General features: G+C 44.7%; 8 protein-coding genes. 5 read left to right on the top strand and 3 right to left on the bottom strand.

Annotated elements, in window-relative coordinates:
• The first annotated feature begins 16 nt into the window (after positions 1–16).
• The 5 genes from COR50_RS10995 to xylA all read left to right on the top strand — a co-directional run bounded on the left by COR50_RS10995 (position 17) and on the right by xylA (position 8,991).
• Entirely contained in the window at positions 17–1,624 is a 1,608-nt protein-coding gene (locus COR50_RS10995) for a glycoside hydrolase family 31 protein (RefSeq protein ID WP_098194026.1), read from the top strand.
• A gap of 133 nt (positions 1,625–1,757) precedes the next feature.
• On the top strand, positions 1,758–4,169 hold the full coding sequence (locus tag COR50_RS10990; RefSeq protein WP_098194025.1) for a glycoside hydrolase family 95 protein: 2,412 nt from the start codon (positions 1,758–1,760) through the stop codon (positions 4,167–4,169).
• Between the two features lie 169 nt (positions 4,170–4,338).
• Positions 4,339–6,009 (top strand): sodium/sugar symporter, encoded by a 1,671-nt coding sequence (locus tag COR50_RS10985; protein WP_098194024.1) that lies wholly within the window; start codon positions 4,339–4,341, stop codon positions 6,007–6,009.
• Between the two features lie 21 nt (positions 6,010–6,030).
• The gene (locus COR50_RS10980; protein ID WP_098194023.1) at positions 6,031–7,515 is read left to right on the top strand and encodes a xylulokinase; all 1,485 of its coding nucleotides are present in this window, start codon (positions 6,031–6,033) and stop codon (positions 7,513–7,515) included.
• Between the two features lie 147 nt (positions 7,516–7,662).
• Positions 7,663–8,991 carry a xylose isomerase gene (gene xylA / locus COR50_RS10975; protein WP_198405825.1) on the top strand — a complete coding sequence of 443 codons (1,329 nt, stop codon included), beginning with the start codon at positions 7,663–7,665 and terminating at the stop codon, positions 8,989–8,991.
• A 418-nt stretch (positions 8,992–9,409) separates the two neighbouring features.
• On the opposite strand, the gene ilvA is transcribed toward xylA, so the two are convergent.
• The 3 genes from ilvA to ilvN all read right to left on the bottom strand — a co-directional run bounded on the left by ilvA (position 9,410) and on the right by ilvN (position 12,401).
• Positions 9,410–10,666 carry a threonine ammonia-lyase IlvA gene (ilvA, locus tag COR50_RS10970; RefSeq protein ID WP_098194021.1) on the bottom strand — a complete coding sequence of 419 codons (1,257 nt, stop codon included), beginning with the start codon at positions 10,664–10,666 and terminating at the stop codon, positions 9,410–9,412.
• A gap of 84 nt (positions 10,667–10,750) precedes the next feature.
• Positions 10,751–11,797, bottom strand: a complete 1,047-nt coding sequence (ilvC, locus tag COR50_RS10965) for a ketol-acid reductoisomerase (protein ID WP_098194020.1) — start codon at positions 11,795–11,797, stop codon at positions 10,751–10,753.
• Between the two features lie 52 nt (positions 11,798–11,849).
• Positions 11,850–12,401 carry an acetolactate synthase small subunit gene (gene ilvN, locus COR50_RS10960; protein ID WP_098194019.1) on the bottom strand — a complete coding sequence of 184 codons (552 nt, stop codon included), beginning with the start codon at positions 12,399–12,401 and terminating at the stop codon, positions 11,850–11,852.
• Between the last annotated feature and the right edge of the window lie 23 nt (positions 12,402–12,424).

The raw sequence follows: 12,424 nt of genomic DNA, 5'->3' as shown, positions 1-12,424 counted from the left end.
TCCATAAATTAGTGGGATGAATTGCAGAATACGGATCCTATCCCTGTTTATATTGGTATTATCTTGTAAAATTGTTGCCGCGCAAAGCGACACCAGCATTGCATTAGCAAAAGCTGAATATTGGTACGGTGGCGCGGTCGAATATGCGTACAAAACATCTTTTGGCCATCCTACTTTTCAATTCAACTTGTATGGCGATGTATCCAATAACCAATCCTCCCCTATATTGATATCTAACCAAGGTCGTTGGTTCTGGAGCGAGGAACCTTTTATGTATCGTTTAACCAGGGATTCTCTTACCATTAGTCAATTACATGGCAAGCTTTTTTCCGGTAAATCCGGTGATAACTTATCAACGGCGCAGGCGTATGTTGCCCGGCGTTTTTTCCCAACCCGAAATATTCTACCCGATACATTATTAATCACCGCTCCGCAGTATAATTTATGGATCGAGTTATTAGATTATCCCACCCAGGAAGGTGTAATGAATTATGCAAAATTGTTGCTGCAACATCATTATCCACCCGGTGTACTCATGATCGATAACCGCTGGGAAAGTTCACACGGCACCTTCGAATTTGACGCGAATACTTTCCCTGGTCCCAAGGAGATGATGGATTCCTTGCACGGGATGGGCTTCAAGGTAATGTTATGGACTTGTCCTTTTATCAGCCCGGATGGCAAACGTTACAAGGAATTATCATCACAAAAATACTTGCTACTGGATAATGGAGCTGATTCAAAATTAAGCTATGAAAAGGCTTACGCTCCCTTGATGATCCATTGGTGGGACGGTGTCAGCGCCTGCTTGGATCTTACCAATCCCGCTGCGATGAACTGGTTAAAAGATCAACTCGATAGATTGCAATCAAAATATGGCGTTGACGGCTTTAAGTTCGATGCCGGTGATCCGTATTTTTATACTTCTAAAAACCTGCTATCATATCAACAAGTCAGCCCCAACGAGCATTGCAGGCTCTGGGCAACCGTTGGCCTATCTTATCCCTTAAACGAATACAGGGCCATGTGGAAAATGGGTGGTACGCCGCTCGTACAAAGACTTTCGGATAAAAATCATAGTTGGCACGATTTGCAAATGTTGATCCCCAATACCCTCGTGCAGCAGTTGGAAGGCTATACATTCACTTGCCCGGATATGATCGGCGGTGGACAAGCGGCCACCTTCAACGATCATACGAAGGTAAATCAACAGTTATTCGTTAGATCTGCTCAATGCCATGCATTATTGCCCATGATGCAATTTTCTGCCGCTCCTTGGCGCGTACTGGATAAAGAACACCAGGAAGCTGTGAAGAAAGCTGTTGACCTGAGAATGCATTATATGCCCAAAATACTTGCAGCGATAAAAGAGGGCGCGTCTACGGGAAAACCTGTAGTGCGCTCATTGGAATATGCTTTTCCCGGCAACGATTATGCGGAGATCAAGGATCAATTTATGCTCGGGAATGATATCATGGTTGCACCGGTTGTTACGGAAGGCAATTACCGCAAGGTGATCTTCCCGAAAGGTAAATGGAAATATAAAAATAAAATCATCAAGGGCGGCACCGTAAAAAGCTTCGTTGTTGCATTGGATGAACTATTGATATTTGAGAAGTTATAACAATAAATTGTTAGCGATACGCTTCAAAATGGACTTGTGCCGGATCATATCATTTTATAATATTAGATTCACATAATTTGTATGCCAAAATCGAAATATCTATCTTAAGACCTTACAATTATACAGTAGCGTTATGAGAAACATCTTCCTGCTTCTATTTCCGGGTCTTTTGATGACCATCCAATTATCAGCCCAAGATTCCACTAAAAAAGCGATGCGATTGTGGTATGAACAACCGGCCACCAAGTGGGTAGAAGCACTACCTGTCGGCAACGGTCGCATGGGTGCGATGGTGTATGGTAAAACGGATCGCGAGACGATACAGGTCAACGAAGAAAGTGTTTGGGCAGGATTGAAATTCAATGATGCCAACCCTAATGCTGCCAAGGTTTTGGATGATATACGCAAACTGATTTTCGAAGACAAAAACGAGGAGGCTGCCGAGCTGGCCCGTAATAATTTAATTGCCGTCGACGCTGAAAATTCTACTAACAAAGCCCGCAGTTTCCGGTCGAATCAAACCCTGATGAACCTGCATATCGATTATACTTGGGATAGTATTTCGAATTATCAACGTCAACTGGATTTAATGAGCGGTGAAGTGAGCCAGCAGTTCAAAGCCGGCGGGTATAAAGTCTCCCAGGTAGTTTTGGCTTCCGCAGCGCAAAACGTACTCGTTGTTTCCATTAAAACAGATCATCCCAAGGGTTTACAAGCTGAATTTTGGCTGGATCGTCCCGCAAAAGAAGGTGCTGCCAGCGAATGCCATGATTGTATGGTGAGAGCTATGGATACCGCTACCTTATTATTAAGCGGGCAGATCATTGATAAAAACGGTAAAGAAGATAAGGGGCCGGAAGGTGCGCATATGAAATTTGCCGGGATGATTAAAATTTTAGCTAAAGACGGAAGGGTACAATCTACCGGGAATAAACTGGGTGTTTCGGGCAGCAGCGAAGTGTACGTATTGATTCAAGGAGCTACCAACTACGATGCTCAAAAGATGGATATTAAGGGTGACGCTGTAGAAAAATGCATTAACCTGATGAACAGGGTTCCGAAAGATGATATTGCCAAAATTCGAAAATATGCCGCCGAAGATCACCGCAAATTAATGGAGCGCAATCTTTTTGAAATAGCAGATCATTCTCCCGATATCCCGACTGATAAAAGGCTTGCCCTGGTAAAACAAGGCGCGATCGATCCTTTTTTACATACTCTATATTATCAGTACGGCAGGTACCTGCTCATCGGCAGTTCCCGCTATCCCGGTGTATTGCCGGCAAACTTACAAGGTGTATGGAATCATTACCTGGACGCGCCATGGAATGCAGATTTCCATACCAATATCAACCTGCAAATGAATTATTGGCCTTCGGAAATAACCAATCTTTCCGAGACTACTTCCCCATTGTTTCATTTCATGAACGCCATCCGCGAGCAGGGACGTATCACGGCAAGGAAGATGTACCATGCCAGGGGCTGGGTCATCCACCACTGCACCGATGCTTTCGGTAAAACGGGTATTCAAAACGGTGTTGAATGGGGCACCTTCCCGATGGCCGGAACTTGGATGTGTTTACATTTTTGGGATCATTTTCAATATACGCGGGATCAGAAGTTCTTGCGACAACAAGCTTATCCTATCATGAAGGAACATGCCCTGTTCCTGCAAGATTACCTGGTAAAAAGTCCCGAAGGATACCTCGTTTCTGTTCCGAGCAGCTCACCTGAAAATGTGTTCAAGCACCCGGTAACAGGCAAGCCTACCGGCATCACTTACGGCCCCACGATGGACAACCAGATTATCCGCGAATTTTTGAGGGCATGTATCGCTGCCGCCAAGGATTTAAAAACTGATGATAAACTAGTGAAAACCTGGGAAGCCATGATCACGCAATTGCCACCTAACCGGTTAACTAAAGATGGCCGTATCATGGAGTGGATCAAAGATTATGAAGAAGTGGAACCCGGGCATCGCCATATTTCCCATTTATTCGGTTTATATCCAGGAACAGAAATCAATGAAAACACGCCAGCACTATTTGCCGGGGCAAGGAAAACATTGGAAAAACGCTTGAGCAGCGGCGGCGGTCATACCGGCTGGAGCCGTGCATGGATCATAAACTTCTATGCCAGGTTGAAAGATGCCCAAGCAGTACAAAATCACTTGCAAGCATTGTTCGTGAAGTCAACGCTGCCCAATTTATTTGATAACCATCCCCCCTTTCAAATTGACGGGAACTTCGGAGGAACGGCGGGGATGGCAGAAGCCTTGATGCAAAGCCATACGGGCGTAATCGATTTATTACCTGCCTTGCCGCCTTCTTGGAAGGATGGCCAAATTACGGGGTTACGCGCCAGGGGTGGTTACGAAGTGAGCCTGTACTGGAAGTCCGGAAAACTTAACAAGGTGATGATCAAGAATTTGAACGGTAACAATGCCGTACCGTTACAATATGGAAAACTAAAAGTGACAAGGAATCTGCAACAAGGCGCCGAAGAGGTATTGGATGGACAATTAAAGCCTGTTCAGTCCTTGTAATTAAAGATGGAATTATTACTCATCAACTGATACAATTATGTTATTTTTTATCAATCAATTAAATGAATCACCGCGAAGGTGGAATTATATGCCAAAAGTTCCTAGTGTACGAATAGTTCATTATATTCATTCCTCGTTATTGATCAATTTTTAACCACGTTATACAACTATGCACAAGTTAGTTACTCAAGACTATATCGTCTTTTTCATTTATTTCGTAATCGTTGCGGGATATGGTTTGTATATATACAACCGCAAAAAGAAAGCCCAAACGGATACCAAGGATTTTTTCTTGGCGGAAGGTTCACTTACCTGGTGGGCCATCGGCGCATCATTAATCGCTTCCAACATCTCGGCAGAACAATTTATCGGGATGAGTGGCGACGGTTTCAGCATCGGCTTGGCTATTTCCACTTATGAATGGATGGCCGCCGCGACATTACTCGTCGTAGCCATATTCTTCTTACCGATTTATTTGAAGAACAAGATCTACACGATGCCGCAGTTCCTGGAACAGCGTTACAATTCCAAGGTAAGTACAATTATGGCCGTGTTCTGGCTGCTATTGTACATCGTTGTAAACCTTACTTCGATTTTATACCTGGGCGCCTTGGCCGTAAGCACCATTTCCGGGATCAATTTCTACGCTTGCATGTCCGGCTTAGCCTTGTTTGCGATCATTATCACCCTCGGTGGTATGAAAGTGATCGGTTACACGGATGTTATCCAGGTGTTTTTCTTGATCCTCGGCGGATTGGCCACTACTTATTTAGCCTTGGACCTGGTAAGCCAAAAATTTGGAACACCGGGCATCTTCAATAGCATGAAACATTTGATGTCTACTGCTCCTGATCATTTCCACATGATCTTGCAAAAGGACAATCCGCATTACCTGGATTTACCCGGATTATCAGTTTTAATCGGTGGTATGTGGATCATTAACCTGAACTATTGGGGATGTAACCAATACATTACGCAACGGGCTTTGGGAGCCGATTTAAAAACAGCGCGTAACGGTTTACTGTTTGCAGGTTTCCTGAAAATACTGATGCCCTTGATCGTGGTAATCCCAGGTATCGCGGCATATGTATTGTATCAAAAAGGTATGTTCCACGAAGAGATGCTCAAGAACGGCGTACTGAGCAAGGATAATGCTTACCCGGTACTACTGAACATGTTACCGCCGGGATTAAAAGGTATGGCTTTTGCCGCCCTGACCGCCGCTGTAGTTGCCTCGCTGGCCGGTAAAGCCAATTCCATCTCGACAATTTACTCCCTCGATATCCATAAAAAAATCTTTAACAAGGAAGCAAGCGAGCAGGAAACGGTGCGCATCGGTCGCTGGGTGGTTGTAATTGCCATGGTGATCGCCATCTTCCTCAGTAATTTCCTTGGCATCGACAAAGAAGGCGGATTTAAATTTATCCAGGAATATACCGGCTTCGTATCGCCGGGTGTATTTGCGATGTTTATCATGGGCTTCTTCTGGAAACGTACCACTTCCGCGGCAGCTATGTATGCCTTGCTCGTGGGTTTGGCAACTTCCGTATTCCTGAAGTTCTTACCGGTTATGGTGGATTTATCACCCTTGCACAGCATCGGTTTTGCCGCGATGAATAAAGACGGTATTTGGGAAATGCCGTTCATCGACAGGATGGGTATCGTTTTCCTCGTATGTATCATCGGTATGATCGTTATTACTTTGAGTAATAAAAACAGTAAAAACAATCCGAAAGGCTTGGAAATCGACAGCAGCATGTTCAAAACCAATACGGCGTTTACGATCGGTGCATTGATCATTTGCGCAATCTTGTTGGTTCTGTACACGTATTTTTATTAACATCACTTCAAGCTCAATCGTATGAAATATCTGTTAGGAATAGATATCGGGTCTTCATCGGTGAAAGTAGCCTTGATGGATGCTGATACGGGACAATGTGTCGCTACGGCCGCCAGTCCCGCCACGGAAATGCCGATGCAAGCGCCACAGCCGGGCTGGGCAGAACAAGATCCGGAAAGATGGTGGCAAGAATTAAAAAATGCGACTCAAATTTTATATAAGAAAACAAATTTCGATGGCAAGCAAGTTCTTGCCATCGGAATTTCGTACCAAATGCACGGCCTGGTCGCAGTAGACAAATCACGAAAAGTATTACGACCTTCTATTATTTGGTGCGATTCCCGCGCGGTTAGCATCGGGAACCAAGCAATGGAAGAACTTGGAGAGGATTTCGTCTTGCCTCACCTGTTAAATTCACCGGGAAATTTCACCGCATCCAAATTGAAATGGATGCAAATTCATGAACCGGAAATTTATAAAAAGATCGATAAGATCATGTTACCGGGAGATTATATCGGGATGCGGCTTACCGGGGATGCCTGCACCACCCAAAGCGGGCTATCCGAAGGAATATACTGGGATTTCAAAGCAGGGAAAGTTTCCAGCGAGCTCCTGGAATATTATCAAATCGATGAACAGGTTTTATCAACCGTCGTACCTACGTTCGGATTACAGGGAAAAGTAACTGCCGCTGCCGCTACGGAGCTTGGTTTGGCAACGGGCACACCGGTTACTTACCGCGCGGGTGATCAACCTAACAATGCATTTTCATTAGGCGTATTATCGCCGGGAGAAGCAGCTACCACCGCGGGAACCTCCGGCGTAGTTTATGCCGTTCATGATAAAATAGCATATGATCCCCAAAGTCGCGTGAATACTTTTTTACATGTCAATCATAGCGAAACTCAAACCAGGAACGGTGTATTGATGTGTTTAAACGGAACGGGCATCTTGAATAGCTGGATGAAAGGCATCTGCGGAGGCCTGCCATATAGTGAAATGAATATTTTAGCCGCGCAAGCGCCGATCGGGGCAGCAGGAGTGCAAATATACCCGTTCGGAAACGGCGCCGAAAGGATCCTCGCCAACCGTGAATTAGGCGCCCGGTTCGAAGGGATCAACTTTAACATCCACCAGTTGCCGCACATGCTCCGTGCCGCGCAGGAAGGTATCGTATTTGCACTTACTTACGGCGTGGAAATCATGAGAGAAATGGGCTTACAAGTGAATAAAGTCCGTGCCGGGGAAACCAATATGTTTTTGAGCCCTTTATTCCGGGAAGCCTTTGCCAACACTGCCGGCGTCAGCATTAGCCTGCATAATACGGACGGTGCACAAGGCGCAGCAAGGGCAGCGGGGGTAGGATTAGGCATTTACAAGGAACCCAAAGATGCTTTCCTGGGTATGGAAACCGTGGAGGTGATAGAGCCTAGCGCTACGCTCTCCGAACAATACCGGTCATCCTACAGTGCCTGGAAAACTAAATTGCAGGGATGGATATCCTGACCGGGTAAAATTTTTCAATTGCAGTTACTGTAAATTCATTAACTTTTAGGTAGTTAGGGAAATCAGCAAAGCTTATTTCTATTTTAAAATTCCAACGTTTATAAAATTTAGCCATCGCGGGATTGATTCCCGCCAAAACTTTTCATTATGGGCATTACATTAGGAAACACCGAGTATTTCAAAGGAATCGGGAAGATTCAGTACGAAGGACCGAACTCAACAAATCCACTCGCTTACAGGTGGTACGATGAAAACAAAATTATTAATGGTAAACCATTGAAAGAGCTGTTCAAATTCGCAGTTTCCTATTGGCATACCTTCTGTGGAACCGGTGGCGATCCATTTGGACCGGGTACAAAGGAGTTCCCGTGGTTAGTATCTCCCGACCCGGTACAATCCGCCAGGGATAAGATGGATGCAGCTTTCGAGTTTATTACCAAGCTGGGGGTACCCTATTACTGTTTTCATGATGTGGATTTAATTGATGAAGGGGCAACTGTAGCTGAGTATGAAAGCCGTATGCAACTGATCGTTGAATATGCGAAACAAAAGCAACAGGAAAGCGGTGTAAAATTATTATGGGGTACGGCTAACGTATTTGCTAACCCGCGTTACATGAACGGTGCAGCTACCAATCCGGACTTTTCAGTTGTAGCATATGCCGGGACGCAGGTCAAAAATTCGCTGGATGCAACGATTGCTCTCGGTGGAGAAAATTATGTATTCTGGGGTGGCCGTGAAGGTTATATGAGCCTGCTAAATACCAACATGAAACGAGAAGTAGAACACCTTGCGCGTTTCTTAAGCATGGCCCGGGATTACGCTAGGAAGCAAGGCTTCAAAGGCACCTTCTTCATCGAGCCGAAACCTTGTGAACCTACCAAGCATCAATACGATTACGACAGCGCTACCGTGATCGGATTTTTAAGGCATTACGGTTTGGACAAAGATTTCAAACTAAATATTGAGGTCAACCACGCCACCCTAGCCGGGCACACATTCCAGCACGAATTGCAAGTTGCAGCAGATGCCAACATGCTGGGCAGCATCGATGCCAATCGCGGGGATGCGCAAAATGGTTGGGATACAGACCAGTTCCCGATGAATTTAAATGATTTGGTGGAAACGATGCTCGTGATCTTAGAAGCCGGGGGCTTTGCAGGGGGCGGCGTAAACTTCGATGCTAAAACCCGCAGGAACTCCACAGATCTTGAAGATATATTCCACGCGCACATCGGTGGGATGGATAGTTTTGCCAGGGCTGCTATTATAGCGGATCGAATTTTACAAGAGTCGCCTTATAAGCAATTCCGTCATGATCGTTATGCTTCGTTTGACAGTGGCGAAGGGAAATCTTTTGAAGAAGGTCACCTCACACTGGAAGCTTTGCGCGATTATGCAGAGAAGCATGGCGAACCTGCTCAAAGAAGCGGCAAGCAAGAATGGCTGGAAAACATTATCAATCAATATATTTAATTGACTGATCATAAATAAATATATCAAAAGGGGCAATTAATAATACTTGCCCCTTTATTTTTTGTATAATAATTTCTGGAGATTAATAAACGCAAAGCAACTTTGCTCACTTGAATTTCCAAGTTACCATTGTTCACAGCCTGGGTTAGTTTTTTGAATGTTTAACCCAAATGTCCATACCCCTTGCTGGTTCGAGCTTCCTTGCTGGTTCGAGCTTCCAAGCTCGGACCCACGCACAATGGAGGACATTTACAATAGTCCCATAAACGAAATGGTACTTACCCTTGCACCACGAACTACCAATTGCTGGATTCCCCATACTACCAAATAAGAACTACTACCAGTTGAACCTTGCCCCAGTCGCGAGCCCGAACTAGCAAGCGTTTCTCAACAGCTCAACCCAAGCAATTTTATAGAATTAAACTAAATAGCCGAAAAGGTTATCATCATTATTCAGCTCGGTATAATTGATATTGTATCTAGTCATGTTCTGCATCAGTACTTGGTAATCTTCCTTGTTCTTGAGTTCGATACCTACCAATGCAGGCCCTGTTTCTTTATTATGCTTCTTGATAAATTCAAAACGGGTGATATCATCATTAGGTCCTAATACGTGGTTCACAAATTCTTTCAACGCCCCGGGTCTTTGTGCGAAGCTCACGATGAAATAATGTTTCAAGCCTTCATGCAGCAAAGAACGTTCTTTAATTTCCTGCATGCGGTCAATGTCATTATTACTGCCGCTCACGACGCATACTACCTTTTTACCTTTGATTTCATCAGCAAAATCATCCAGTGCGGCGATAGATAAAGCTCCAGCCGGTTCAACAACGATCGCATCTTCATTATATAATTTCAGGATCGTGCTGCACACTTTCCCTTCGGCCACCGTATGCATCTGGTCCAGCACCTCTTTACAAATTTCGAAAGTCAATGCGCCGACCCTTTTAACAGCAGCGCCATCTACAAACCTGTCAATCGTAGGTAACGTAACCGGGGAACCATTTTCCAAGGCTTTTAGCATGGAAGGCGCACCCTTCGGTTCCACACCGATGATCTTCGTTGCAGGGCTATAACTTTTGAAGTACATCCCCACCCCGCTGGCCAATCCGCCACCGCCGATCGGAACAACCAGGTAATCCACCTGCTGCTGATCTTCTAATATTTCAACTGCAACCGTTCCTTGCCCTTCTATAATTTTAGGATTATCGAACGGGGGAATAAAAACCATATCCTTGGCTTCCGTATAAGCCATAGCCTCGGCAGCACAATCATCGAAAGTATCACCGATTAATTTGATCTCGATATGATCACCGCCGAACATTTCCACCTGGTTCACTTTTTGCTTCGGGGTGATGATGGGCATAAATACAACGCCCTTAATACCCAGTGCCTTGCAGGAATATGCAAATCCTTGCGCATGATTTCCGGCGCTAGCACAGGTAACACCCTTTGCCAATTGTTCTTGGGGCAAGCTGCTAATCAGGTTATACGCGCCCCTCAGCTTGTAAGATCTAACAATCTGCATATCCTCACGTTTGAGGTACACATCGCAATTGTATTTGCGCGATAAAGTTGCGCTGTAAGTAAGGGGTGTTCTCGTAACTACCTGTTTCAACTTCACGGCAGCATCCAATATATTCAGAGGATCAACACCGGCAACGGTTAATGACATAATCGAAAAAATTTAACTACTGTAAAGAAAGCGTCCCGGTTATTTGTTGTAACCGGGACGAGCTCCCTTAGATTTTATAACTGCTTAGTTATTATTAGGTCTCAATTTCCTAACAGCAGCACCCGCTTGCCACATTTCACTTTCGCGGAGTTCTTTCAACTCTTCGTTCAGTTTAGCGCGGTAGTCCGTAGTACTGTTGGAAGCGATGGAACGGGCAGCTTCTTTACCGGTTGCCACGCTTTGGTATAACTCGTCGAATACAGGCTGCGTAGCTTCCTTGAATTTCTTCCACCAATCCAACGCACCGCGTTGAGCCGTGGTAGAACAGTTAGCATACATCCAGTCCATACCGTTTTCTGCTACTAATGGCATCAAGGATTGAGTCAATTCCTCAACAGTTTCATTGAACGCTTCTGACGGAGAGTGGCCGTTTTTACGCAATGTTTCGTATTGAGCAGCGAACAAACCTTGGATTGCGCCCATCAAGGAACCGCGTTCGCCGGTTAAGTCGGAATATACTTCTTTCTTAAAATCAGTTTCAAACAGGTAACCGGAACCAACGCCGATACCCAATGCAACAACACGATCACGTGCTTTACCCGTTGCATCTTGGAAGATCGCGAAGCTGGAGTTCAAACCTTGACCCGCCAAGAACAGGCGGCGCAATGAAGTACCGGAACCCTTGGGAGCTACCAGGATAACATCTACATCAGCCGGTGGAATGATACCGGTTTGATCTTTGTAAGTGATACCGAAACCGTGGGAGAAATACAATGCTTTACCAGGGGTCAAGTATTGTTTCAAAGTAGGCCACAAAGAGATTTGACCCGCATCAGACAATAAGAATTGAATGATCGTACCTTTTTGAGCTGCTTCTTCGATCTCGAACAAAGTTTGACCCGGAACCCAACCGTCTGCAACGGCTTTATCCCAAGTAGGAGAGTTTTTACGTTGACCAACGATCACGTTAAAACCGTTGTCTTTCAGGTTCAATGCTTGGCCAGGACCTTGTACACCGTAACCGATAACTGCTATAACTTCATCTTTCAATGTTTCCCGAGCTTTCTCCATGGGGAATTCTTCCCTTGTAACTACGTCTTCTTGTACGCCTCCAAAATTGATGGTTGCCATGTTGATTGTGTTTTTTATTTAATAATGTATAGTTTTCGTATGTGCGCAACAGTTATACGCTAATGGAATTTAAATTATCCTCGACTTTCTCGCCCAATTCTTTCAGGTGATCATGGAACCTGCGGCTCCATTTCACGATAGCTACGCGGCCACTTTTAGAATATTCGATGATACCGAAAGGTTCTAATTGCTTTAGCATATCCAGTAATTCTTGCTGGTGCCCAGTTTTCTCAATCACGAAATAATTAGGATCTACGGTGATGATCTTCGCATTATTTTCACGGATGATCTGCTCGATATTACCTTTATCCAGCGATTGCGTAGATACTTTGTACAAGGCCAATTCCTGGTACACCACATCTTCCTCCTCGTGTACAAATGCCCTGTGAATTTCGATCAAACGTTCAATCTGCCCTACAACTTTATCTAGTAATTCGCGGGTGCTCATCACCGTGATGATGAACTTGTAAACACCCGGAATTTCAGTTTCAGCAGTAGTTAAACTGGTGATATTGATTTGACGGCGAGTAAAGATCACGGTAATCCTGTTAGTGATACCGATGCGATCTTCCGTATAAACCGTTATTGTATATTCCTTTTGCATTGTGATTCTCTGTTTCGATAAAA

The organism is Chitinophaga caeni (assembly GCF_002557795.1).
Taxonomy (GTDB): domain Bacteria; phylum Bacteroidota; class Bacteroidia; order Chitinophagales; family Chitinophagaceae; genus Chitinophaga; species Chitinophaga caeni.
This window is presented reverse-complemented; position numbering and strand designations above follow the sequence as displayed.

What these genes read in the sequence shown, in the direction of transcription:
- COR50_RS10995 (WP_098194026.1), top strand. Translation starts at nt 17, where the DNA reads ATGAATTGCAGAATACGGATCCTATCCCTGTTTATATTGGTATTATCT.
- COR50_RS10990 (WP_098194025.1), top strand. Translation starts at nt 1,758, where the DNA reads ATGAGAAACATCTTCCTGCTTCTATTTCCGGGTCTTTTGATGACCATC.
- COR50_RS10985 (WP_098194024.1), top strand. Translation starts at nt 4,339, where the DNA reads ATGCACAAGTTAGTTACTCAAGACTATATCGTCTTTTTCATTTATTTC.
- COR50_RS10980 (WP_098194023.1), top strand. Translation starts at nt 6,031, where the DNA reads ATGAAATATCTGTTAGGAATAGATATCGGGTCTTCATCGGTGAAAGTA.
- xylA (WP_198405825.1), top strand. Translation starts at nt 7,663, where the DNA reads ATGGGCATTACATTAGGAAACACCGAGTATTTCAAAGGAATCGGGAAG.
- ilvA (WP_098194021.1), bottom strand. Translation starts at nt 10,666, where the DNA reads ATGTCATTAACCGTTGCCGGTGTTGATCCTCTGAATATATTGGATGCT.
- ilvC (WP_098194020.1), bottom strand. Translation starts at nt 11,797, where the DNA reads ATGGCAACCATCAATTTTGGAGGCGTACAAGAAGACGTAGTTACAAGG.
- ilvN (WP_098194019.1), bottom strand. Translation starts at nt 12,401, where the DNA reads ATGCAAAAGGAATATACAATAACGGTTTATACGGAAGATCGCATCGGT.